This is a genomic window from Synechococcus sp. CS-1332, from assembly GCF_025127995.1.
Classification (GTDB): Bacteria; Cyanobacteriota; Cyanobacteriia; order PCC-6307; family Cyanobiaceae; genus Cyanobium.
The window spans coordinates 1-23,138 of sequence record NZ_JAHLYP010000021.1 but is presented as its reverse complement, the minus strand read 5'-3'; the positions used below and the strand labels follow the sequence as shown (position 1 = coordinate 23,138).

At 69.8% G+C, this 23,138-nt stretch carries 25 protein-coding genes and 1 pseudogene; 14 read left to right on the top strand and 12 right to left on the bottom strand.

The genetic code is table 11. From position 1 onward, the window contains the following. Positions 1–394: pseudogene (locus KQ305_RS04890) on the top strand (NaMN--DMB phosphoribosyltransferase); the annotation flags it as partial. Further along, the gene (locus KQ305_RS04885; protein ID WP_259724307.1) at positions 395–1,417 is read left to right on the top strand and encodes a twin-arginine translocation pathway signal; all 1,023 of its coding nucleotides are present in this window, start codon (positions 395–397) and stop codon (positions 1,415–1,417) included. 15 nt (positions 1,418–1,432) lie between these two features. Here KQ305_RS04885 and KQ305_RS04880 read toward each other — a convergent pair whose 3' ends face one another. Together KQ305_RS04880 and KQ305_RS04875 are read right to left on the bottom strand one after the other, a co-directional pair. After that, positions 1,433–2,518 carry an aldo/keto reductase gene (locus tag KQ305_RS04880; RefSeq protein WP_259724310.1) on the bottom strand — a complete coding sequence of 362 codons (1,086 nt, stop codon included), beginning with the start codon at positions 2,516–2,518 and terminating at the stop codon, positions 1,433–1,435. 79 nt (positions 2,519–2,597) lie between these two features. Beyond that, positions 2,598–3,149, bottom strand: coding sequence for a bifunctional nuclease family protein (locus KQ305_RS04875; RefSeq protein ID WP_259724306.1), 552 nt, complete (start codon positions 3,147–3,149; stop codon positions 2,598–2,600). 69 nt (positions 3,150–3,218) lie between these two features. Between KQ305_RS04875 and KQ305_RS04870 the strand changes: the two genes are divergently transcribed. Together KQ305_RS04870 and KQ305_RS04865 are read left to right on the top strand one after the other, a co-directional pair. Then, positions 3,219–3,860: a riboflavin synthase gene (locus KQ305_RS04870; RefSeq protein WP_259724305.1), complete on the top strand. Its 642-nt coding sequence runs from the start codon at positions 3,219–3,221 to the stop codon at positions 3,858–3,860. Positions 3,861–3,962: 102 nt separating this feature from the next. After that, positions 3,963–4,553: a DUF308 domain-containing protein gene (locus tag KQ305_RS04865; RefSeq protein ID WP_259724304.1), complete on the top strand. Its 591-nt coding sequence runs from the start codon at positions 3,963–3,965 to the stop codon at positions 4,551–4,553. Positions 4,554–4,571: 18 nt separating this feature from the next. On the opposite strand, the gene KQ305_RS04860 is transcribed toward KQ305_RS04865, so the two are convergent. From KQ305_RS04860 to KQ305_RS04845, 4 genes are all read right to left on the bottom strand, one after another. Continuing rightward, entirely contained in the window at positions 4,572–4,949 is a 378-nt protein-coding gene (locus tag KQ305_RS04860; RefSeq protein ID WP_259724309.1) for an AbrB family transcriptional regulator, read from the bottom strand. A 121-nt stretch (positions 4,950–5,070) separates the two neighbouring features. Continuing rightward, a complete protein-coding gene (locus tag KQ305_RS04855) occupies positions 5,071–5,673 on the bottom strand; it encodes a heme-copper oxidase subunit III (protein WP_259724303.1) in 603 nt (200 codons plus the stop codon). Positions 5,674–5,716: 43 nt separating this feature from the next. Then, positions 5,717–7,384: a cytochrome c oxidase subunit I gene (ctaD, locus tag KQ305_RS04850; protein ID WP_259724302.1), complete on the bottom strand. Its 1,668-nt coding sequence runs from the start codon at positions 7,382–7,384 to the stop codon at positions 5,717–5,719. A 46-nt stretch (positions 7,385–7,430) separates the two neighbouring features. Next, positions 7,431–8,309, bottom strand: a complete 879-nt coding sequence (locus KQ305_RS04845) for a cytochrome c oxidase subunit II (RefSeq protein ID WP_259724301.1) — start codon at positions 8,307–8,309, stop codon at positions 7,431–7,433. A 496-nt stretch (positions 8,310–8,805) separates the two neighbouring features. On the opposite strand from KQ305_RS04845, the gene KQ305_RS04840 reads away from it, so the two are divergent. The 7 genes from KQ305_RS04840 (at position 8,806) to KQ305_RS04810 (ending at position 15,056) form a co-directional block, all read left to right on the top strand. Next, entirely contained in the window at positions 8,806–9,579 is a 774-nt protein-coding gene (locus KQ305_RS04840; RefSeq protein ID WP_259724300.1) for a hypothetical protein, read from the top strand. 227 nt (positions 9,580–9,806) lie between these two features. Continuing rightward, complete coding sequence (locus tag KQ305_RS04835) at positions 9,807–10,772, top strand: heme A synthase (RefSeq protein WP_259724308.1); 966 nt, start codon at positions 9,807–9,809, stop codon at positions 10,770–10,772. Beyond that, positions 10,765–11,760 carry a heme o synthase gene (locus tag KQ305_RS04830; protein ID WP_259724299.1) on the top strand — a complete coding sequence of 332 codons (996 nt, stop codon included), beginning with the start codon at positions 10,765–10,767 and terminating at the stop codon, positions 11,758–11,760. Before KQ305_RS04835 ends, KQ305_RS04830 begins: the two co-directional genes overlap by 8 nt. 38 nt (positions 11,761–11,798) lie before the next feature. Then, complete coding sequence (locus tag KQ305_RS04825; protein WP_259724298.1) at positions 11,799–12,821, top strand: ABC transporter ATP-binding protein; 1,023 nt, start codon at positions 11,799–11,801, stop codon at positions 12,819–12,821. Positions 12,822–12,843: 22 nt separating this feature from the next. Further along, positions 12,844–13,707, top strand: coding sequence for an ABC transporter permease (locus KQ305_RS04820; RefSeq protein ID WP_259724297.1), 864 nt, complete (start codon positions 12,844–12,846; stop codon positions 13,705–13,707). Positions 13,708–13,718: 11 nt separating this feature from the next. Beyond that, positions 13,719–14,333 carry a hypothetical protein gene (locus KQ305_RS04815; RefSeq protein ID WP_259724296.1) on the top strand — a complete coding sequence of 205 codons (615 nt, stop codon included), beginning with the start codon at positions 13,719–13,721 and terminating at the stop codon, positions 14,331–14,333. Positions 14,334–14,351: 18 nt separating this feature from the next. Next, the gene (locus KQ305_RS04810) at positions 14,352–15,056 is read left to right on the top strand and encodes an N-acetylmannosamine-6-phosphate 2-epimerase (RefSeq protein ID WP_259724295.1); all 705 of its coding nucleotides are present in this window, start codon (positions 14,352–14,354) and stop codon (positions 15,054–15,056) included. A 38-nt stretch (positions 15,057–15,094) separates the two neighbouring features. Here KQ305_RS04810 and groL read toward each other — a convergent pair whose 3' ends face one another. Further along, positions 15,095–16,753, bottom strand: coding sequence for a chaperonin GroEL (groL, locus tag KQ305_RS04805; protein WP_259724294.1), 1,659 nt, complete (start codon positions 16,751–16,753; stop codon positions 15,095–15,097). Between the two features lie 135 nt (positions 16,754–16,888). Here groL and KQ305_RS04800 point away from each other — a divergent pair, with 135 nt between their 5' ends. Next, the gene (locus KQ305_RS04800) at positions 16,889–17,131 is read left to right on the top strand and encodes a hypothetical protein (RefSeq protein ID WP_259724311.1); all 243 of its coding nucleotides are present in this window, start codon (positions 16,889–16,891) and stop codon (positions 17,129–17,131) included. Here KQ305_RS04800 and fabG read toward each other — a convergent pair whose 3' ends face one another. Genes fabG through KQ305_RS04785 form a run of 3 tightly spaced genes read right to left on the bottom strand, consistent with a single transcriptional unit; the run spans position 17,132 to position 19,918 of the window. Beyond that, positions 17,132–17,884 (bottom strand): 3-oxoacyl-[acyl-carrier-protein] reductase, encoded by a 753-nt coding sequence (gene fabG, locus KQ305_RS04795; RefSeq protein WP_259724293.1) that lies wholly within the window; start codon positions 17,882–17,884, stop codon positions 17,132–17,134. It abuts the gene before it with no gap. Positions 17,885–17,941: 57 nt separating this feature from the next. Next, positions 17,942–19,066: a TrkA family potassium uptake protein gene (locus tag KQ305_RS04790; protein WP_259724292.1), complete on the bottom strand. Its 1,125-nt coding sequence runs from the start codon at positions 19,064–19,066 to the stop codon at positions 17,942–17,944. Positions 19,067–19,075: 9 nt separating this feature from the next. Continuing rightward, positions 19,076–19,918, bottom strand: coding sequence for a glycosyltransferase family 9 protein (locus KQ305_RS04785; protein WP_259724291.1), 843 nt, complete (start codon positions 19,916–19,918; stop codon positions 19,076–19,078). Positions 19,919–19,955: 37 nt separating this feature from the next. Here KQ305_RS04785 and ispD point away from each other — a divergent pair, with 37 nt between their 5' ends. Further along, positions 19,956–20,705: a 2-C-methyl-D-erythritol 4-phosphate cytidylyltransferase gene (gene ispD / locus KQ305_RS04780; protein ID WP_259724290.1), complete on the top strand. Its 750-nt coding sequence runs from the start codon at positions 19,956–19,958 to the stop codon at positions 20,703–20,705. Between the two features lie 8 nt (positions 20,706–20,713). Next, positions 20,714–21,784: a CpcT/CpeT family chromophore lyase gene (locus KQ305_RS04775; RefSeq protein ID WP_259724289.1), complete on the top strand. Its 1,071-nt coding sequence runs from the start codon at positions 20,714–20,716 to the stop codon at positions 21,782–21,784. Here KQ305_RS04775 and KQ305_RS04770 read toward each other — a convergent pair. Together KQ305_RS04770 and KQ305_RS04765 are read right to left on the bottom strand one after the other, a co-directional pair. Then, positions 21,771–22,718 (bottom strand): LD-carboxypeptidase, encoded by a 948-nt coding sequence (locus KQ305_RS04770; RefSeq protein ID WP_259724288.1) that lies wholly within the window; start codon positions 22,716–22,718, stop codon positions 21,771–21,773. The genes KQ305_RS04775 and KQ305_RS04770 overlap by 14 nt on opposite strands. 6 nt (positions 22,719–22,724) lie before the next feature. Further along, a partial coding sequence (locus KQ305_RS04765) for a UbiA family prenyltransferase (protein ID WP_259724287.1) occupies positions 22,725–23,138 on the bottom strand: 414 nt, incomplete at its 5' end.

Here is a 23,138-nt window from a genome sequence, read left to right as displayed (position 1 = left end):
GTTCCTGGCGGGCGGCAGCCAGATGGCGGCGGTGCTGGCCCTGGCCCTGGCCCTGGCGCCCCCTGTCCTGCGCCCGGCCATCGCCGCCGGCACCGCCCTGGGCACCACCGCCTGGGTGGCGGATGAAGCGGGCAGCGACCTGGCCCTGCTGCTGGGCCGCATCGGTGAGCGCTGGGGGGTGGAGCCCCTGGCCTTCGCGGCCGACCTGCGCTTCAGCGATCCCTGCCATCCGGCCCTGGCGGCCTATGAGCAGGGCTACGTGAAGGAGGGCGTGGGGGCGGGGGGGCTGGCCCTGCTGTGGCAGCTCAGCGGCCACACAGGCCCGGCTCTGGCCCGCCTCTGCGACCAGGCCTGCGCCACGCTGCTGGGGCCGCCGCCGCCTACGGTCCGCTGAATGGGCGCCCCCTTTCCCCCACCGCCGTCCCCGGGCCTCAGCCGCCGCACCCTGCTGCGCCTCGGTGCCGCCTCTGTTGTCACCCTGCTGGCCGGCTGCGACGCCCAGGAGCCGCTGCTGCTGGGCAGCCGGGGCGATCTGCCCGCCGCCTGGGCCCGGCGCCTGCCCAAGCCCTGGCGCACCCAGCTCCTGGAGGATCCCTCCCAGGTGCTGGCCAAGCTGTCCGCCCCCCTGACGGGCCTGCTGCAGCTCAGCGATGGCTGGGCCGGCGAGCTCAGGCCCGGCGACCTGCAGCCCATCGGCACCGCTGCGCTCCTGGAGCGGCTCGAACCGATGGCGGCTCCGCTGGCCCGACTCCATGGTCCGCCCGCCGCCGGTCCCCTGGCCTTCCCCTGGTCCTACGGCCCCTGGGTCCTGGTGCTGCGCAACCGGCCCGACCTCGCCCGGCGGCGGTCCGAGGGCTGGGGTCTGCTGCTCGACCCCAGCCTGGCCGGCCGGCTGGTGCTGCCATCGTCCCCCCGGGTGACGATGGCGTTGGTGGGTGAGGACCCGGAACGGCTGCGGCGTCTGCGGCGCTCAGCCCTGGCCTACGACGAGCGGGATGGCCTGAGCCTGCTGCTCACTGGTGAGGCCGAGGCTGCCGTCCTGCCCCGCCAGCGGGTGGTGGGCTTGCTGCGCCGCGATCCTCGGCTGCAGGTGCTGCTCCCCGAGAGCGGCGCCCCCCTCAGCTGGAACCTGCTGCTGCGGCCCGCCGGTCCCCATCCGGAGCCGCCCCTGGAGTGGCTGGGGGAGGCCCTGGAGCCCCCCCTGCTGCCGGCCCTGCTGGCGGGGGGCTGGGTGCCCCCCCTGCCCAGGGACCAGCTGCAGCGGGCCCTGGCGGAGTTTCCGGCCGCGATTGCCGCCCTGCTGCTGCCCCCCCAGTCGGTGTTGGAGCGCTGCTTCAGCCTGCCGCCCTTGGCTGCCGCCGAGCGCCGCAGGCTGCAGCAACTGTGGGATGGCGCCGCCCCTGCCCCTGGCGCTTGAAGGGGTCATCAGAGCTCAGCCCCAAAGGCGGCGGCGTGGCGCGGCCGCCAGCCGGCGGTGGGTGTCGGCCAGGAGGTCGGGGATGGGCAGCTGGAGTGGGCAGCGGGGCAGGCAGTCGCCGCAGTGGTTGCAGGCGGAGGCATCCACCTGCTCCCACCAGTGGCCGGCCCGGCCGATGAGGTTGTAGCGCTCGCTCGCGAACGGCTCCATGCCATGGCCCAGCGCCAGATTGCGCAGCCGCAGCAGGGCAGGGATCGGCACGCCATTGGGGCAGGGCAGGCACTGACGGCACTGGCCGCAGCGGTCGGCTCCGAGGCGCTCTCTGCCGGCCGCCTCCAGGCGCGCCAGCGTCGCCTCCAGCCGCTGCCGTTCGGCGGCGCTGGGGGGCACACCGGCGTCGGCCAGGCGAAGGGCCCAGGCCAGGTCCTGGGGCTGGGCGGCCCCCAGGGTGAGGGTGCTGACCCCTTCGGCCAGCAGGAAGCGGTAGGCAAGCTCCAGCGGCGCGTAGGGGGCGCAGTCGGCCGTCAGCTCGTCGGGGGGGGCATAGAGACGGCCACCCTTATCGGCCGGGGAGATGGCCATCACGCCGAGGCCCGCGGCCAGGGCCTGGCGGGCCAGGGGCAGCCGTTCCCGGTCGAACAGATGCAGGTGCAGGCTGCAGAAGCCGAAGCGGCCACTCTCCAGGGCCGCCGCAATCAGCGCCGTATCCCCGTGGCTGCTGAAGCCCACCTGGCCCACCAGCCCCTCGCCGGTGGCCCAGGCCAGCAGCTCTGCGCCTGGTCCTGACAGGGCCCAGGTCAGATGCTCCGGTTGGTTGAGGCCGTGCACCGCCAGGTTGTCGAGGCGTTCGATCCCCAGCCGTTTCAGGCAGGCCCGCAGCTGGCTGCGGCCGTCCTCCAGGTCTGGGCCCGGCAGAAGCTTGCTGGTGAGCACCAGGGCGGCATGGCCGGCCGGATCGCGCTCCCCCAGCCGCTGCAGGGCCCGCCCGAGAAAGGCTTCGGCCGGACCGTACCCGGGGGCGGTCTCAATGTGGTTGATCCCGGCCGCCAGGGCCGCGACCAGCACGGCGTCCATCGCCTCCGGGGAGTCCAGGGCCCGCATCGTGCCGAGGGTGAAGGCCGACACCGGCCTCCCCTTCCCGAAGGGTCGGCGTGCCGCCGGTCGAGACGACACCTGGGGATCAGGCGCCAGGGCCGCCGCCCTCGGGGGCTTCCTCCGGGCCGAGATCGGACTCGGCGACCGTTCGGCCAATGTGGCGGATCAGGTCAGCCGGGCTGGTGCGGTCGAGGAAGCGGCGGAAATCCTCCTGGTCTTCGGCATCGGCCTCCGCGTCGACCGGGATCGAGGCATCGGCCACCACCTCCTCCAGCATCCAGATGCCGCTCTCGGTGCGCAGGGCCAGGGCGATGGCATCGCTGGGCCTGGCGTCCAGCTCGATGGAACCTTCGCTGCCACCCTGAAGCTTGAGCACGGCCCGGAAGGTGTTGTCCTCGATCGTGTGGATGATCACCCGCTCCAGGCGCAGGCCGCCGGCCTCCAGCAGGGTGGCCATCAGGTCGTGACTCAGGGGTCGGGGCGGCCGTTCCCTGTTCAGGCCGGAAAGGATGTTCTGCGCCTGGGCCTGGTCGATCCAGATCGGCACCTGCCTCCGGCCGGCAGGGTCCCGCAGCAGGACGATCGGGCTTCGGCTCGCCGCATCCAGGGCAATCCCGGCGACACGCATTTCAACCATGGTCGGGCCCGCTCCTCGCACGTGATGGTTCCCGTGAAACGATTATGGCCAGTGCCGCCGCCTCAGGGGATGTTCACCGGACTGGTGCAGGCCATCGGCAGGCTGGAGCGGAGTCCGGCTGGTGTGCGGGTGCGCACCGACCTCGGCCCCCTGGCCCTGGGGGACAGCGTGGCCGTCGACGGGGTCTGCCTGACGGTGGCCGAGCTGTTCGCCGATGGCTTCCGGGCCGATGTCAGCGAGGAGACCCTGGGCCGCAGCACCCTGGCCGAGCGGGCCGCAGGCGGCGGCTGGGTGAACCTGGAGCCGGCCCTGCGCCTGGTCGACCGGCTCGGCGGCCACCTGGTCAGCGGTCACGTCGATGGCCTCGGGGAAATCACCGCCATCCAGCGTCAGCAAGACTCCTGGCGGCTGGAGGTGGCCTGGCAGGATCCCGCCTACGGCCGGTATGTGTGCGAGAAGGCGAGCGTGGCGCTGGATGGCATCAGCCTGACGGTGGCCGGCTGCGAGGCCGACGGCAGCCGCTTCTGGATCGCCGTGATTCCCACCACCTGGAGCGGCACCACCCTGGCGGGCCGCCGGGTGGGCGAGACGGTCAACCTGGAGGCCGATCTACTCGCCAAGTACACCGAACGGTTGTTGCGGCCGGCTGGAAGCGCGGTGCCGGAGGCCACCCTTTCCTCCGCCTGGCTGGCCGAGCACGGCTGGGGTTAGCGGATCGGCGCCGGACCTGGACTCTCGGATGCTGCGAGTCATCAACGCCCGTGGTCAGCGGCGGGCTCCCTTGTCACGCTGACGACAGCGCCAACGGCACAGATGCTCACCCCCGAAGCCCCCTCCTCCCGCCAGGCCATGGGGTCGGCCCTGCGCGCCTTCACCCTGGCGGAGGGGGTGATGCTCCTGGTGCTGGGAGTGCTGGCCCTCGTGTTCCCCGTGCTGGCCTCCAAGTGGGTCACCGCCGTGGTGGCCATCGCCTTCCTGGTGGGAGGCCTGGTGGGCTGGATCAGCTCCCTGCTGCGCTCTCCGGGGCTGAGCAAGGCCATCACCTTCTGGCGCCTGGTGACCTCCACCCTGTTCCTGGTCCTGGGGGTGTGGATGATCCAACAGATGGCCTCCGGTCCGGCGGCGGCGGCGATTCCGATGGCCGGGCTGGCCCTGGCCATCGGCGTGGTGTTCGTGGTGGAGGGGGTGGTGGAGGCCCTGGTCGCCACCTCCCATCGTCAGATCGCCGGCTGGCGCTGGGGTCTCGTGAACGGCCTGGTGACGCTTGCCCTGGGGCTGCTGATCCTCACACTCAAGTTCTGGAGCCTGCTCTGGGTGGTGGGCACCCTGGTGGGGATCAGTTTCCTGTTCAGCGGCATCGATCTGCTGCGCTTCAGCGCCAGCTTTCACCCGGAAGCGGACTGACGGCCCACGGCATCCGGCTCAGGGGAGGGCGTTGCCGGCGTCATCCAGGGGCAGCAGCCAGATCGAACCGGTTTCCTTGTGGATCTCGATCCTGAACTCCTGACCCGGTTCCAGCCCCATGCGCCGCGTGTAGGCCTGGCCGATCAGCAGGTTGCCATTGCCGTGCACCCGGGTGCGGAATTCGGCCTGACGTCCCTTCCCGACCCCACTGGCACCGCTGCCGCCGGCCCCACCCGAGGGCAGGGTGTAGCCCTTGGCGGCCACCAGGGCCCGGTAGAAATTCTTCTTGAGCACCCTGCCGCTCGGCCCCACATAGCCACAGGCCCGCGCGATCTGGTCCTCCGGCCGGTTGCTGAGCGAGCGGGCCTTGTCCAGCAAGGCCTGGCCCTCCAGCATCACGGTTCCGGCTGAGTTGTCATCATTGGCTGGTCCTTTCTGGGCACCCATCAGCCGGTCAGACGCAGACTTCTCAAACGATTGTGCCGATCGTTGTGCTGAACAGGCAACAGTCAGGGAATCAGAGCAGATAAAGAATTCCGTAAAGGACCACCCAGATGCCGTCGACGAAGTGCCAGTAGAGCTCGGCAGCCTCCAGGCCGAAGGGGGTGGCGCTGGTGACACGACCGCCTTGGCGGGTCTGGAACCAGACGAGCAGGATGCAGATCACCCCGAGGGTGACGTGCAGCCCGTGAAAGCCCGTCAGGGCATAGAACGTGCTGGCGAACAGGTTGTCGGTGAGGCCGAAGGGCAGGGTGAAGTACTCCACCATCTGCCCGGCCAGGAAGGCGGCTCCGAGGCCCGCGGTGAGCAGCAGCCAGGCGCGGCAGGGGCCCATCTGACCCAGCAGCAGATTTCGGCCGGAGCGGTGGAAGGTGTAGCTGCTCACCAGCAGCAGCATGGTGTTGATCGACGGCAGCAGCAGTTCCAGCTCGTAGGTGGATCCCTCCGGCAGCGGATTGACCGCACGGAAGGTGAGATAGGCGGCGAAGAACCCCGCGAAGGTCATGCCATCGGCCACCAGGAAGGTGGCCAGGCCGAAAAGCCTCAGATCCGCGTGGCCTTCGTGGGCCTCGGCGGTGACCGCTTCGGCGGCGCTGGTGCTGGTGGCGAGGCTGGTCATGGGGCGACGGACAAGGGAGGCGGGGTGGCAAGCGGTGGGGCGATCAGCGGCGACCTGCGCCACTCCAGAGGTCCCTGCCCGTGGCGGCTTCCACGCTGAGGGTGTCTTCGTCAACGCCGTAACCGTAGGGGTGTTTCACCAGGGGCGCTTCGCCGATCCAGTTCTCCACCGGCGGTGGCGAGGAGGTGAGCCATTCGGGGGTTAAGGCGTTCCAGGGGTTGTCGCCGGCCACCTGGCCCCGGAAGGCGCTCACCAGCACGTTGTAGAGGAAAGGCAGGCTGCTGATGGCCATCAGCAGGGCCCCCACACTGCTGATCTGGTTGAGGGTGGTGAAGCTGGGGTCGTACTCGGCCACACGGCGCGGCATGCCGTTCAGGCCGAGCCAGTGCTGGGGGGCGAAGCAGAGGTTGAAGCCCACGAAGGTGAGCAGGAAATGCAGGCGGCCCAGATCCTCATTGAGCATCCGGCCGGTGAACTTCGGATACCAGTGGTAGATGGACGCGAAGATCACGAACACCGTGCCGCCATAGACGATGTAGTGGAAGTGGCCGACCACAAAATAGGTGTCATGGACATGGATGTCGAAGGGCACCTGGGCCAGGGCCACCCCGGTGATTCCGCCGAACACAAAATTGACGATGAAGGCGCAGGAGAACAGCATGGCGCTGTTCAACGCCAGCTTGCCGCCCCAGAGGGTGGCCAACCAGTTGAAGAACTTGATGCCCGTCGGCACGGCGATGAACGAGGTGGCGATCGTGAAGAACAGACGCATCCAGGGGGGGGTGCCACTGGTGAACATGTGGTGAGCCCAGACCACCAGGCCCAGCACCACGATGGCCAGGATTGAGTACACCATCGTGGTGTAGCCGAACAGGGGCTTGCGGGCGTGGATGGGCAGGATTTCGCTCACCAGGCCGAAAGCTGGCAGCACCATGATGTACACCGCCGGGTGGGAATAGAACCAGAACAGGTGCTGATACACCACCACATTCCCGCCTAGGGCCGGGTTGAAGAAGCCGGTGTGGGCCACGATGTCGAAGCTGAGCAGCAGCAGGGTGCCGGCCAGCACGGGGGTGGAGAGCACCACCAGGATGCTGGTTCCGAGCATCGCCCAGCAGTACATCGGCAGTTGCATCAGCTGCAGCCCCGGCCGGCGCAGCTTCAGAATCGTGGCGATGAAGTTGATCCCGCCGAAGATGGAGCTGCCCCCCAGCAGCAGCACACTCACGATCCACACCACCTGACCCAGGGCGGGGGTGGTGAGGCTCAGAGGGGGATAGGCCGTCCAGCCGGACTGGGCCGCGCCGGTGATGAAGTAGCTGCCGATCAGCAGGATCCCCGCCGGCGGAATCATCCAGAAGGCCACGGCGTTGAGCCTGGGGAAGGCCATGTCCCTGGCGCCCACGTAGAAGGGAATCAGGTAGTTACCGAAGCCACCATTCACCACCGGCACGATCCACAGGAAGATCATCACGGTGCCGTGCAGTGTGAGGACTTCGTTGTACGTCTCCCGGCTGACGAAATCGGAGATCGGGCTGGCCAGCTCGGCACGGATCACCCCCGCCATGGCTCCGCCGATGAAATAGAAGAGGAAGCCGGTCACCAGATACTGGAGGCCGATCACCTTGTGATCAAGGCTGAAGCTGAAGTAGCGCAGCCAGCCCTGGGGCTGGAGGCTCTCTTGGAAGTCGTTGGGGGCGGCGACGGTCATCGGGGCGGGAAGGAGCGGGCGGAGTGGGGACCTGGAGAGCGGATGATCAGGCGGTCGGCGTGCTCAGGGCGCTGGCGACCGTGGCCGTCACGGGGCTGTTCTTCTGCAGCCAGGCGTCATAGGCATCGGGTTCGTGCACCACCACGGTGGAGCGCATACCGCCGTGGTACGGGCCGCAGAGTTCGGCGCAGATGATCGGGTAGCTGCCCGCCTTGGTGGGGGTGAAGGTGAGCACGGTGGGCTGGCCAGGGATCACGTCCTGCTTGAGCCGGAACTGGGGCACCCAGAAGGCATGGATCACGTCGTTGGCCTTCATGCGCAGTTCCACCGGCCGGCCATTGGGCACGTGGAGTTCGCCGCTGGTGATGTCCCCTTCCGGGTAGTGGAAGATGAAGGCGAACTGCATGGCCGTCACCTCCACCGGCAGGACATTGGTTTCCCCGGCCCCGGTGCCGATGCCCCCCCAGACCCGGGCTGCGGGCTCCTTGCCGCCTTCGACGGCCGTTACCGAAGCCTCCATGGTTTCCATCGCGGGCATCTGGTGCATGGCGGCGTGGTCGTTGAGGCTGCTCATGCCCCCCATGCGCTCGTAGATGTCGTAGCTGTAGAGACCCACGAACAGAACCACGATCGCCGGGATCGCCGTCCAGACCAGCTCGAGCGGCAGGTTGCCTTCGATCGCCAGACCGTCCGTCTGGTCGCCGGCCCGACGGCGGAAACGCACCAGGCTGAACACCACGAGCCCGACGATGCCCAGGAACAGGATCGTGCCGATGCTGAAGAGCACCCGGAACAGGGAGTCGTAGACAGGCGCGTTGGTGCTGGCGGCGAGGGGCAGGAGGTCGACGTTGTAGCCCACCCAGAGGCCGGACAGGACGAGCGCCATGCCCACCAGGAGGGTGACCAGGGAGGAGGGAATCGGCACGGTGGCGGCAGCTGAACGGCGCTCGGGAGGGTGGAGCCTCCTGAAGTGAACAGCTTATGGAAGGCCGTTCGCGGGCCGTGCGTTCGTTGTAGCTAGAGAAGCAATTTCGGAGAAATTTCACATTCAGTCCGCACGATGTGCTGATTCGCACATCTTTGCAATGGCTCCAAACTTCTATGCCCGTCAAGGTCCCCGCCAAAGCCCCCGTTCATGGGCGCCTCCGCCGCTGCCCTGTAGGAGCTGTTGGCCAAGTGCTGGCGGGATCAGGCTGAGAGAGACCGTTGTGGTCTGCCCTGAGCGCATTCGGGGGCAGGGGCCTGCCCCCGGCCATGGAGCCAGCGGTCCCTGCGGCGTCCCCCCGCCTTCAGCTCTCTGCAGTGTTTGAAGTCCACTGCGAACATGATTCGCACCTACGCCCAGCCGTGGGCTAGCTGTTGCCGGGATCTTTGGATTCCGCGGTGCCTCCAACTCCGAGCCGCCCCTGAGCGGAGCTGCCATGCCTTTCACCCACGAGCAGATCCAGAGGCTCCGCCACCGCCATCGCGGCTACATCCTCACCCTCGCCACCGAGGTGTTGATCATCCTGATGCTGCCGTTCTGTCAGTCGCACGCCTGGGTGCTCTCTCTGCTGCTGATCAGCCTGGCGGTGGTGTTGATCACCACGGTGACGCGGTACTCACCCCTGGTCAGCACACGGCCTCTGTTGTACGGCCTCGGAGGCCTGGCGCTCGCCCTGGAGGGGGTGTGGCATCTGGCCCTGGCCTTCGATCCACCCCTGGGGCGCATGGTCACGGTGCCCCATGTGATCGCCTGGCTGCTGTTCTTTCTGGTGGCGCTGATGCGCAAGGTGAAGACCCTGGTGCGGGAGCCCTTCGTGACGCTGGCCGTGGTGATGGGAGCCACCTCCGGCTATCTCTTGGTCGGCATCGCCGGCGGGGTGATGCTGGTGGCCCTGTGGGTCCTGCATCCGGGCGCCTTCGACCTTTCCGCCCTGCCTGTGCTTCAGGATCGCAACGCTGACGGCGTGGCGATGGCGCCGGCGCTGATGGCCGCCTCGTTCATGATCCTGACCACCGTGGGATCGGCGGTGCTCCGCAGCAGCGACGTGACCGGGCAAGTGATCACGGTGGTGATCACCATTTCAGGCCAGCTGTACATCGCCATCCTCATTGCCCTGATCCTGGGCCGCTTCCACAGCAGGCCCGGGAAAGGAAGGTTCTTACCGCGGTCCCGTTCCGATCCGGGGGGCCACCAGCCTTCGATCCGCTAATCCGGCCTCCCCGGAGGCTCCCCCTCGCCTGTCGGTCAGGGGCCGGCCCCAGTGCCGATCCATCCCAGGCGAAGGTGCGTTCGGTGAGGCAAGCCTGCGCATGCGCCCGTGGGTTCGTTGTAGCCAGAAAAGCAATTTCGGAGAAATTTCACATTCACTTCGCGCGATGTGCTGATTCGCACATCTTTCAATCGCCGCTAACTTGGGTGCCCAAAGACCACCTGTCCATGGCCGTGGCGCCCTCCGCGCAACCCCTTCCCCGGCCTCGGTCCACCAGCGAGGCCGCCTGGCCCGTGCGCCTGGTGCCCCTGCTCACGGCCCACCTCGTCGTCGCCCTGGTGGCCCTGGTGGCCATCGGCGGTGCCACCCGGGTGATGGAAGCGGGCCTGGCCTGCCCGGACTGGCCCCTCTGTTACGGGATGCTCTGGCCGGGTCGCCAGTGGAACCTGCAGGTGTTCCTGGAGTGGTTCCACCGGCTCGACGCCTTCCTGGTGGGCATCTCCCTTCTGGTGCTTTTCGCCCTCAGCCTGCGCTTCCGGACCCGCTTCCCGGGCTGGCTGCCCTGGAGCTCCGGCCTCGCCCTTGCCCTGGTTGCCGTCCAGGGGGGACTCGGTGCCCTCACCGTGCTCAGCCAGTTGGCCGCGCCCACCGTCACCCTGCATCTGGCCGCGGCCCTCAGCCTCGTGCTGCTGCTGAGTGCCATGCATCAAGGCCTGGAGCGCTCGCAGCTGGCGGCGCCCAGCGCTGAGTCCAGGGGCCTGCCGCGCTGGTGGCCCTCCCTGCCGGCTCTGGCCGCTTCGCTCGTCGTGGCCCAGTGCCTGCTGGGTGGGGCCATGGCCAGCCGCTGGGCCGCCGATCTCTGTCTTCAGGCCGGCGAGGGCTGTCGCTGGTTGCTGTTGCACCGCCAGGGGGCCTATCCGGCGGCCGTCGCTGTGCTGCTGTTGGCCGCCAGCTCCTTGGCCCTGCCGTCCGGCCACCGGCGGCTCCAGGGCCTGGCCTTGGCCGCCGCTGCTCTGGTGGTGGTTCAGGTGGTCCTCGGGGTCTTCACCCTGCGGCTCCAGCTGGCCGTTCCCGCCGTCACCGTGGCCCACCAGCTCACCGCCGCCCTGCTGGTGGGTGTGCTGGGTGGTCTGTGGGGATTGTCGTTCCCGCCCTCTTCCGTTCCTACCCGTCTCGAGGTGGCCCATGGTTAGTGTCAGCGCCGTCTCGGCCATCGTCGCGTCCCCGGCGCCGGCAGCGATCCGGCCGTCCGTGAAGTTGCCGGCCTGGCTTGAGGTGGCCAAGCCAAGGCTCATTCCTCTGCTGCTCGCCACCACGGTCGGTGGCATGGCTCTCACTGCGGCCTGGCCCCTGGATCCGGTGCGGCTGGTCTGCACCCTGGTGGGTGGCTCGATGGCCTCGGCGGCGGCTGGTGTCCTGAACTGTCTCTGGGAGGAGGAACTCGACGGCCGCATGCAGCGGACCAGCCGCCGGGCTCTGCCGTCGGGCCGACTGGCCCAGCGCCAGGCCTTCGCCCTGGCCGTTGGCCTCACGGTCGCCTCGGTGCTGGTGCTGGTGCTGGGGGTGAACGCCCTGGCCGCCTCCCTGGCCCTGCTGGGCCTGTGCAGCTACGTGCTGCTCTACACGGCCCTGCTCAAACCCCGCACCACCCAGAACATCGTCATCGGCGGCATTGCCGGGGCCATTCCCCCTTTGGTGGGGGCGGCCGCCGCCACCGGCCACCTCGGCTGGAGCAGCTGGTGGCTGTTCAGCCTGGTGATGGTCTGGACCCCGGCCCATTTCTGGGCCCTGGCGCTCCTCCTCCATGAGGACTACCGCTCTGTCGGTATCCCGATGCTGCCGGTGGTCAAGGGTCTGGCGGTCACGGCCGGAGCGATCCGCCGCTACAGCTGGGTCACGGTGGCGATGAGCCTGGCCGGTGTGGTGGCCCTGCCCAGCGGCGGCTGGCTTTATGGCGTGCTGGTGCTGCCCTTTAACGCCAGATTGCTCCAGCTCAGCGCCAGCCTGCTCGAGGATCCCAGCGATCCCCGCCGCGCCCGCAGCATGTTCCGCTGGTCGATCTTCTACCTGTTCGGCATCTGCCTGCTGCTGGTGCTGGCGCGCACCCCCCTGGCCACCGCCGGGGCTCCGGCCGCCCTGGTGGCCGCCGCGCTCCATCTGGCCCCCAAGGCAGCTGCCTAGATTGACCTGGCTTCCGGCCCTTCGCGATTGATCCCGGCTTGATCGAGCTCCAGCACCTCAGCAAGCGTTTCGGCGGCCGCAAGGTTGAGCCGGTGCAGGCCCTGGACGACCTCTCCCTGAGTGTGCCGGCCGGCTCCCTCTACGGACTGCTCGGGCCCAATGGCGCCGGCAAGACCACGGCCCTGCGCATCCTCTGCACCCTGCTGGCCCCCGATGCCGGCCAGGTCCAGGTGGGCGGGGTGGATGCCCTGGCCGAACCCCGCACGGTCCGGCGGTTGCTTGGCTACGTCGCCCAGGAGGTGGCCATTGACAAGATCCTCAGCGGCCGGGAGCTGCTGCACCTCCAGGCGGACCTGCACCACATGGGAGCTGCCGACCGGCTGGCCCGCACCGCCGAGCTGATCGAGCTCCTGGCCATGGAGGACTGGATCGACCGCCGCTGCGGCAGCTATTCCGGCGGCATGCGCCGGCGCCTCGACCTGGCCGCCGGGCTGCTGCACCGGCCCAGGGTGCTGGTGCTCGATGAACCCACCGTGGGCCTCGACATCGAGAGCCGCGCCACCATCTGGCAGGTGCTTCAGCAGCTGCGTGATCAGGGCACCACGGTGCTGCTCAGCAGCCATTACCTCGAGGAGGTGGATGCCCTGGCCGACCGTCTGGCCATCATCGACGGCGGCCGGGTGATCGCCGAGGGCACGCCCGCGGCCCTTAAAGGGGCCCTCGGTGGCGACCGGGTGACCCTGCGGGTGCGGGAATTCAGCGATGAGCAGGAGGCGTCCCAGGTGCGGGATCTCCTCGCGGCCTGCCATGGCGTCCGCCAGGTGGTGGTCAACCGCTCCCAGGGCTATTCCCTCAACCTGGTGGTGGAGGACAGCGGCGTGGTTGAAACCCTGCGGCACCAGCTGGCCGAGGCCCAGCTGCCGGTGTTCGCCCTGGCCCAGAGCCGCCCCAGCCTGGATGACGTCTACCTTCAGGCCACCGGTCGCACCCTGAGTGATGCGGAACTCTCCGTGGCGGGTCGCCGGGACCTCAAGGAGGAACGCAAGCAGTCGATGCGATGACGACCCGATTCCCTGATTCCCCATGACCAGCGCCAGCCCTTCCCTTGCTCCCGTGCCCTCCCTCGGCGGTGAGCCCTCGGCCCTCGCCGAGATCACCCAGGAGACGCTCGCCCTCACGCGGCGCCTGTTCGTTCAGCTGGCCCGGCGTCCGTCCACCCTGGTGGCGGGGGTGCTGCAGCCTCTGATCTGGCTGGTGCTGTTCGGGGCCCTGTTCGCCAACGCCCCGGAGGGCCTGCTCCCCGGCGGCATCAGCTACGGCCGCTTCCTGGGTGCCGGGGTGATCGTCTTCACGGCCTTCAGTGCTGCCCTCAATGCCGGCCTGCCGGTGATGTTCGACCGCGAATTCGGTTTCCTCAACCGGTTGCTGGTGGCCCCGCTGCGTTCCCGCAGTTCGATTGTGTTCGCCTCGGTGCTCTACATCACCAGCCTGAGCCTGGTGCAGAGCCTGGCGATCATGGCCACCGCGGCCCTGCTGGGCTACGGCTGGCCTGGAGGGGTAGGGCTGCTGCTGGTGCTGGTCACCCTGCTGCTGCTGGTCTTCGCCGTCACCGCCCTCAGCCTCGGCCTGGCCTTCGCCCTGCCGGGCCACATCGAGCTGATCGCCGTGATCTTCGTGGCCAACCTTCCCCTGCTGTTCGCCAGCACCGCCCTGGCGCCGATTTCGTTCATGCCCCCCTGGTTGGGCTGGCTGGCGGCCCTGAATCCCCTTACCTTCGCGATTGAACCGATTCGCGCCGCCTACGCGGGGTCCTTCCACCTCACCGACGTGGTGCTGGTGGCTCCCTACGGGTCCCTCAATGCCGCCACCTGCCTCGCCATCCTGGCGGGCCTGGCGGCGGGTCTGTTCCTGTTGATCCGCCCGATGCTGGATCGCAAGCTCACCTGACGCCCCGCCCCGTGTCCCTGCCGTCCCCCCGTCCAGAGCTCACCAGCCTGCTGCTCGACGCCATCCGCCGCAGGGATGCCGCCACCGTGTCCCGCCTCACCGGCCAGTGGGCCCACCGTCATGGGGTGACCTCCCTGGAGAGTTTCCGCACCGGCAGTGTGATCGCTGAAGCGGGCTGGGAGGCCGGCGACTGGCTGCTGCAGCACATGGACGCGGCGATGGCCCCCGCCAGCGTGACCATGGCCGAGGCCTTCGCGGCCCTCGAAGACTCCTTCTCCGGACCCCCACGTCCCACCCCCATCGCGGTCGTCCCCAGCCCCGTCGTCCCCATCACGGCCGTCCCCACCCCCTTTTCGTTCCTCCCCAGCCCCATCGTCCCCAGCCCCATCGTCCACATCGCGGTCGTCCCCATCAAGACCCTCCCTGAGGCGCTGGTCCCCATCACGGACAGCTCCGAGGCGCCGGTCCCCGTCCCCCCGACAGAGTCCGGTGGGGCGGCGGGTCTGTCCGAGGCCATCGCCGTGCACACCCTGACCCCGAGCTCGTCGCCGGCTCCGGCGCCTTCCACCCTGGCCGACCTGCGCTCCTGGCTGTCCGGCTCTCCCCAGCATCGCCGCGCCAGCTGATCCCCTTTGCCGCCGTCCATGGTGTCGTCCCTTCCCCTGCCTGATCGCGTCGCCCTCAACGGTCGCCTGATCGTGTCGGTGCAGGCACCGGAGGGCTCGCCGATGCGCGATCCAGCCGTGATCGCCGCGATGGCCGAGGCCAGCCTGCGCCAGGGAGCCGCCGGGGTGCGGCTCGAGAGTCCGGAGCACATCGGCGCGGTGCGGCGCCGCTGCCCCGGGGCCCTGATCGTGGGCCTCTGGAAGCGCAGTTTCCCTGACAGTTCGGTGTACATCACCCCCGGCTGGGAGGAGATCCGCGCCGTCTGGGCGGCCGGAGCCGATGTGGTGGCCATCGATGCCACCGACCGCCCCCGGCCCGAGGGCCAGGAACTGGAGGCCCTGATCACACGCTCACGCCAGGAACTGGGGGCTCCGCTGATGGCGGATGTGGACAGCATCGCCAACGGTCTGCGGGCGGCGTCCCTGGGGTGCCATTGGGTGGGCACCACCCTCTACGGCTACACCGAGGCCACCGCCTCGCTGCCGCCCCCGGCCTGGGACCTGCTGGGGCCGTTGCGGCGTGAGCTTCCCGAGGCGGTGGCGCTGATCTGTGAAGGCGGCATCGCCACCAAGCAGGACGCTTGCCGCGCCTTGGACTGCGGTGCCGATGCCGTCGTGGTGGGAACGGGGATAACCGGCGTGGACCTGCAGGTGGCCGCCTACGTGCGCTCCATGGCCGGCTGAGCGTCGGCTCACCCGGCCCCATCGGGCCCCCAGGGGGCTCACATCATGCCGGGCATGCCCATACCACCCATGCCGCCCATACCGCCCATGCCTCCCATGCCGCCATCACCGGCGGGGGGAGCGGCGGGTTCCGGCTTGTCAGCGATCACGGCCTCGGTGGTGATCAGCAGCGAGGCGATCGAGACCGCATCCTGCAGGGCCAGACGCACCACCTTGGCGGCGTCCAGGATGCCGGCGGCCAGCAGATCTTCATACGTGTCGGTGAGGGCGTTGTAGCCCTTGCCCTGGCTGAGCATCTGCTGGACCACCACGTCACCGTTGGCGCCCGCGTTGATGGCGATCTGGCGGGCCGGTGCCGCCAAGGCCCGCTGCACGATCTCCACCCCCGTGCGCACGTCACCGTCGCAGCGGCTGGCCAGGGCCCCCAGTTCCTCGGTGAGTTCGATCAGGGTGCTGCCGCCGCCGCCGACAATGCCTTCGTCGATGGCCGCCCGGGTGGCGTTGAGAGCATCCTCGATGCGCAGTTTGCGGTTGCGGAGTTCGGTCTCGGTGGGGGCGCCCACCTTGATCACGGCCACGCCACCGGCCAGCTTGGCGATGCGTTCGTTGAGTTTCTCGCGGTCGTAGTCGGAATCGGTGGCCTCCAGCTCCCGTTTGATCGCCGCCACCCGGTCGGTCACCGCGGTGCGCTGGTCGTCGGCCGCCACGATCGTGGTCTCGTCCTTGCTGATCGTGATGCGGTGGGCATGGCCCAGGTCGGCCAGGGTGGCCTTGTCCAGCGTCATGGCCTTGTCCTCGCTGATCACCGTCGCGCCGGTGAGGATGGCGATGTCCTCGAGCATCGCTTTGCGGCGATCGCCGAAGCCCGGCGCCCGCACGGCAGCCACCTGGAGCACGCCGCGGGTCTTGTTCACCACCAGCGTGGCCAGGGCCTCGCCTGCCACCTCTTCGGCCAGGATCACCAGGGGCCGGCCGCTTTTGGAGACGGCCTCCAGAACGGGCACCAGGTCGAGCACCGTGCTGATCTTGCGATCGGTGATCAGCAGCAGGGGGTTGTCAAAGGCGCATTCGCGCCGGTCCTGATCGGTGACGAAGTAGGGGGAGGAGTAACCGCGATCAAAGGCCATGCCTTCGGTCACCTCAAGCTCGGTGGCCAGGGATTTCGATTCCTCCACGGTGATCACGCCATCGGCGCTCACCCGCTCGACCGCCTCGGCGATCATGCGGCCGATTTCCTCGTCGTTGCCGGAGCTCACCGTGGCCACCTGACGGATGGCCTCCCCCGCCACGGCGCGGGAGCGCTCGGCAATTCCGGCCACCACCAGGGCCGTGGCCTTCTCCATGCCGCGCCGGAGGGCGACCGGGCTGGCACCGGCGGCCACGTTGCGCAGGCCCTCATGCACCAGGGACTGGGCCAGGACAGCGGCGGTGGTGGTGCCGTCGCCGGCGGTGTCCTTGGTTTTCGAGGCGACCTGCTGGATCAGCTTGGCGCCCAGGTTCTCGAAGGGATCCTCTAGTTCGATCTCCTTGGCGATGGTGACGCCGTCATTGACGATGTCGGGGGCGCCGAACTTCTTTTCCAGCACCACGTTGCGACCCTTCGGACCGATGGTGACCTTCACCGCATCGACCAGGGCATTGACGCCCCGCTCCAGCGAGTCACGGGAGGCATCGGCGAACTGGATCAGTTTGGCCATCGACGGGGTGGTAATAGCAGCGCTCGCAGCGTCCCACGGCGACCCCGCCGGTGGCATCCGCCCTTCGGTGGGGAAAGCCGAATGTCCTGTTCAGCGAAGGCTGCGGCCCCCCGTCGCAGGAGGTACCTTCGAACCATGGAAGACCTGCTGCAGCAGACCCTCGACAGCGCGGCCACCGAATCGGCCCTGGTACCCAGCACCACCGCCGATGGCATGGTGTTCCTGCTGATCGCCGCCCTCGGCCTGCTGATGGCCCTGGTCTATGTGCCGATCCGGCTGTTCCTCACCCTCACGGCCCGCAGCCGCCGCCTGCGCCTGCTGCAAAGGATCCGCAAGCTGCGGGAAGACCTCGCCCAGCCTCTGGTCCCCGAATCCTGATCAGCGCATCACCATGCCGCCGTCCACCTGCAGCACCTGGCCGGTGATGTAGGCCGCCGCCGGATCGGCCGCCAGGAAACGCACCGCACCGGCGACCTCCTCGGGTTGTCCCATGCGGGCGAGGGGAATCGCCGCCAGGATCGGCTCCTTGTCGAGCTCCTTGGTCATGTCGCTGTCGATGAATCCGGGAGCCACCGCGTTCACCGTGATGCTGCGGCTGGCGAATTCGGCCGCGCTGCTGCGGGTGAGGCCGATCACGCCGGCCTTGGCGGCGCTGTAGTTGGCCTGGCCCGGGTTGCCCATCAAGGCCACCACCGAGGTGATGTTGATGATGCGGCCGCGGCGGGCCTTGAGCATGCTGCGGCTGACGGCGCGGGTGCAGAGGAACACCCCGGTCAGGTTGAGGTCGATGACGCTTTGCCAGTCGGCGGTCTTCATCCGCATCAGCAGGCCGTCACGGGTGATGCCGGCGTTGTTGACCAGCACATCGAGACGCCCTTCCTTCTCCAGCACCGCCTTCACCATCGCCTCCACCGCCTGCTCGTCGGCCACATCCGCCTGGTGGCTCCAGGCCTGGCCGCCCGCCGCCGTGATCGTGTCCACCACCGCTTGGGCGGCTTCGGGCGAGCGGGCGTAGTTCACCACCACCGTGGCTCCGGCCACCGCCAGGGACTCGGCGATGGCCCGGCCGATCCCCCGGCTGGCTCCTGTCACCAGGGCGACCTGACCGGAAAGGGGAGCGGCGCTGGACATGGTGGCGGGAGCTTGGTGAGGCGATCGTATGCCGTGTGGTTGCCCACCCCGATCGCTTCACTCGGCCATCTGGTCGGAACTCTCCAGGGCCTGGCCGAGCACCTCGGCGAAGCGCTGCAGCTGCTCCTTGCTGCCCATCACCACCAGCAGCTGGCCGGCCTCCAGCCGGATGTCGCCGCCGGGGTTGGTGACCAGCGTGGCTTCAGCGGTGCCGTAGGTGGTCCCCCGGTAGGAGTAGGGGTTGACCACGGCGGGGGCAGGGGTGCGGATGGCCAGCACCTGGGCGCCGCTGCGGCGGCCGAACTGCATCTCCGCCAGGCTGCGGCCCTGCAGCTCGCCCATCAGGGAGCTGTCTTCGCTGAGCTGGAACTCTTCCACCTCGCAGTCGGAGCCGGCCAGCAGCTCCATGAAATCGACGGCGAGCGGCCGCAGGGCGGTGGCGGCCATCACCCGGCCCCCCGCCACGTAGGGGCTCACCACCTGGTCGGCGCCAGCCAGGCGCAGCTTGCGTCCCGCCTCGGCGCTGTCGGAGCGGGCGATCAGGCGGCAGCGGGGGGCCAGCCCCCTGGCGCTCAGCACCACGTAGAGGTTGGCGGCGTTGCTGGAGAGCGCCGCCACCAGGCTGCGGCACTGGTGGATGCCCGCCTCCAGCAAGGTCTCATCGAGGGTGGCGTCGGCGAACAGCACCGGCAGGCCCCGCTCCTCCGCCGCATCCCGGCAGCCCTGGTCCATCTCCACCACCAGCAGCGGCACCTTTTCCCGGATCAGCTGATCGGCGATCTCCTGGCCGATGCGGCCGTAGCCGCAGAGAATCACGTGGTTGTTCATGCTTTGGACCCAGTTGCGGAAACGGCGCTGCCGCAGGCGCCGGAAATAGCCGGTTTCGGAGAGGCCCACCAGGTTCTGGACGGTGAGCTGGACCACCACAAGCCCTCCGGCGATGGAGAACACGGTGATCAGCCGTCCGGCGGTGGACAGGGGGTGGACCTCGCCGTAGCCGATGGTGGCGATGGTGATCGCCACCATCCAGTAACAGTCGCCCCAGTCCCAGCCTTCGGTGATCCGGTAGCCCAGCGCGGTGGCGTTCACGACCACGACCAGGGCGATCAGGGGCGTGAGCCAGGGACGGCGGGCCCGGGCGGTGGGGGGACGCTTCCTGCGGGCGAACCACAGGCGGTTCATCGGCATCCCTCAGCCCAGGCCGAGGGCCCTGAGCACGTCGTTGCTGGGCAGATCACGCAGGTGGCCGGGGGAACCCAGTCCTTGTACTCCGCTGCGGACCGGCAGGCTGTCGCTGCTGCGACCCAGGGCCACCACTGGCGTGCCGCTGAGCAGGGCCAGTTCGATGGTCACCGGATCGTTGGCCAGGACCACGTCGCTGGTAGCCACCAGGGCCGCCCGGGCGGGCAGGTGGGCCGAAGACGCCGGCGTCACCTGGAGGGAGCGCAGGCCGGGCAGGGTGGCGGCGATGCGGCCGGGCAACTCCTGCCAGGCCGCGGCTGGCCAGTCGTCCGGGCTGCCGGAGGGGGCCAGCAGCAGCATCGGCCCGTCGCCGGCCGGCAAGGCGGCGCCCGCTTCATCGAGGGCGCCCTTCGACAGGCTGAGGCGGAAGGCGGCGGCATCGAGGTTCACCCCGATCGGCCGCAGGTAGGCCTCCAGGGCCTGGGCCGGCCAGAGACCCTGGGGGACCTGCACCGTCTCGGTGGCGGAGAAGCCGCCGGCGGCCATGCGGTTGGGGATGTGACTCATCGAGAGCATCAGATCCACCTGACGGCCACTGGCCAGGTTGATGCAGGCCTGAAAGTCGGGCTCCCGCACGCATCCGAGCAGGTTGGCCCAGTCGGCCAGGGTGGCGTCGCCGAAGTTGAAGGGAAGGACCTTCTCCACCGCCGGCAGCAGCTTCCAGAGGCCGACCAGCGATGGGTGGCAGGCCACCTGAATCTGGAAGTGGAGTTGCTCGGCGGTGGCCGCCACGGCGGGAAGCGCCTGCAACTGGCTGGCGCCATCGCCCGGGATCAGAAACAGTGCGCGCATCGGGCGTTGGGTCGGGCGAGCCTGGCGGCCTGATTGTATGGAGGGGATTCCAGTGTTCCGCCCGGGCGGCCCATCGCTTGTGCATTTGCTGATCGCCGCCGCCGGCAGCGGGCGCCGCATGGGCGCCGCCACCAACAAGCTGCTGCTGCCCCTGGCCGGCCGCCCCGTCCTGGCCTGGACCCTCGATGCCGCCCTGGCCTGCGGGGCGATCCGCTGGATCGGGGTGATGGGCCGGCCGGAGGACGAGGCGGCGATCGGGGCGATCCTGGCCGCGGCCGAGCCCCGCCGCTCCCTGGCCGAACCGGTGGCCTGGATCGTCGGGGGGGACACCCGCCAGGACTCGGTGCGGCGCGGCCTGGAGGCCCTGCCGGCCGATGCCGAGGCGGTGCTGATCCATGACGGCGCCCGCTGCCTGGCGGAGCCGGAGCTGCTGGAGCGCTGTGCCACGGCCCTGACCCAGGCCATGGCTGAAGGGGCCGGCATCATCGCCGCCACCCCCGTCACCGACACGATCAAGCAGGTGGATGGCCGGGGCCTGATCACCGCCACCCCCGAACGCAGCGGCCTCTGGGCGGCCCAGACGCCCCAGGGCTTCGGGGTGGCCCAGCTGCGGGAGGCCCACGGGCGGGCCGAGCGCGAGGGCTGGAGCGTCACCGACGACGCGGCGCTTTACGAGCGGTTGGGGCTGCCGGTGCGGGTGCTGGAGGCGCCGCCCTCCAACATCAAGCTCACCACCCGCTTCGATCTCACCATCGCCAGCGCGGTGCTGGCGGCCCGCGGCGCCTGAGGCCGGCCATGGACAGCGCCGCCCAGCTCGAGACGATCGCCGCCCGCTGGCAGGGGTCCTTCCACAACCGGCGCCAGGTGGCCGCCACCCTGGCCAGGGGCGGTCCGGTGGCGCCCGAGCTCACGCGGGAGCTGCGCACCATGGAGGTGGAGCGGCTGCAGGCGCCCCAGCTCGGTGAGCGGGTGCTCTATTTCCAGGAGTTCCGTGCCAGCGCCCCGCAGCTGGCCCACCGCCAGCGATTGGTGCTGCTGCGGCTGGATCCGCAGCGCGGCGTCGTCCGGGCCGAGCAGTTGTTCTTTCGGGGCGGGCCCACCTACGACCGCCCGACGCTGGACGGGGCCCAGGTGCGGACCATGGGGCCGGAGGCCTTCGATCGCCATCCGGGCTGCGATCTTTACTTCGAGGCGGAGCCGGCCCTCAACCGCTTCCGCGCCCGCATGGATCCCGGGGCCTGCCGTTACCGGCATCCGCAGGACGGTGAGGTCTGCGCCGATTTCGAGATGCTCCTCCATCCCGACCAGCTCTGGTACCGGGACCGCAGCCTGCGGCTGGCTGATGGCTCGGTGCGGGGCGAGATCGACGGCTTCAGCTGGCTGCTGTTCGACCGGGCCGACGGGGCCATGGGGGCCGATCTGCCGGCGCTGGTGCGGCAGCAGGGCGTGTGGCGGGGTACCTTCCGCCGCTACGACGCGGAGGGTGGGCTACTGGAAACATTCCCCAGCACGATCACGATCCGGGTGAGCCAGGACGCCGGCCGTTGGCGCTACCACCAGAGCAACCTCCATGGCCCCGAGGACGCCCCGCTGCGTCGCCTCGAGGCCCAGGGTGAGATCCATTCCGGTCGGGTCTGGTTCGCCAGCGAGCGCTACCAGGGCTGGGCGATGGACCTGCCGGGCGAGCAGCCGGCCGCCGGCAGCCTGCTGGTGATGCACGCCAGGGATCCGGGCGATCCCGACATCCACGAGATCATCAGCTGCAGCCCCGACGGCCGCCGCCGCTGGCGGGTGAGTCAGCTGCTCAGGGACGGTCGGCTGGTGGGCCGCACCACCATCGACGAGCAGAAGCTCAGCGGCGACTGACCGGCCCAGGCCCCGAACTGATGACGCTCAGCCGGCCTCGGTCGCCGTCGAGCCGGGCGCGCACCCCCAGGGGCAGGGCGGCATTGACGTTGCCGTGGCCCACCGGCAGGCCGGCCAGCACGGGGATGCCCAGATCGGCGGTCCGCTCCCGCAGCACCTGCTCCAGGCTGAACCGGGGGGTGTCGTCGTCGGCGTCCTGGGGGGCGTCGCAGCCTTCGAAGCTGCCGAAACCGATCCCCCCCAGACGCTGCAGGGCGCCGCAGAGGCGCCAGTGGGTCAGCAGGCGGTCGATCCGGTAGGGCGCTTCCCCCACGTCTTCCAGGACCAGGATCGCCCCGTCCAGTTCCGGCAGGTGCGGTGTGCCCAGCAGGTGGGTCGCCACGGTGAGGTTGGCGGCCAGCAGAGGGCCCTCGGCCTGGCCCCCTCCCCAGCTCTCCCCGTCCAGGTCGCCCAGGGGCTCGCCGAACAGCAGGGCCCGCAGCCGCTCCTGGCTCCAGGCCGGCTCGGCCGCCAGGGTGGTGAGCAGGGGGCCGTGGATGGCGCCGCCCCGCCCCATCGCCAGCCGGTGCCAGAGCAGGGAGGTGACATCGGAGAATCCCAGCAGCCAGCCGCCTGCCGCCTCCAGGGAGTGCTCCAGCAGCCGGGCTGACCCCCAGCCCCCCCGCACACAGGCCAGCAGGGCCGGTGAGCCCTCCGGGTCGCCGCTGGGCCGCAGATCGCCAGCCCGTTCGGTGTCCCGCCCCGCCAGGTAACCCCAGCGGCGCAGCGGCAGGCGGGCGGGATCGTCATCCAGCTCCAGGCCCCAGCTCGTAAGCACCGCCAGGCCCGCCTGCAGCCGTTCCAGATCGGCCAGGGCGGAGCTGGCGGCCACGAGCCTGACCCGGTCGCCGGGCTGGAGGGCAGGGGGTTGGAGGGGCGGCAGTCCGGCGACCATGGCGAATCAGGTGCTGGTGGAGAGGATCACGGCCAGCAGCAGCAGACCCCCGAGCCATACCTGGACGGCGAAATGTCGGCCGTAGGCGCTGCGGGGTAGGTCGGGGCGTCGCAGCCGGGCTGCCTGCTGCTGCATGGCCAGGGCAGCGGCGGTCCAGGGCAGCCAGAACGGCAGACCCGCCCGGCCCTGCAGGAGCACCGCCAGGGCCAGGGCCGCGCAGGTGAGCCCGTAGCAGAGGGCCACCGCCAGGGGCGCCTGGGCCCCCAGGCTCAGGGCACTGCTGCGCACCTCGAGGCGTCGATCGTCGTCCCGGTCGCTCATGGCATAGACGGTGTCGAAGCCGAAGGTCCAGCTCACCGCCGCCAGCCAGGTGAGCAGCAGGGGCCAGCCGCCCAGGGAGCCCTGCAGGCCTCCCTGGGC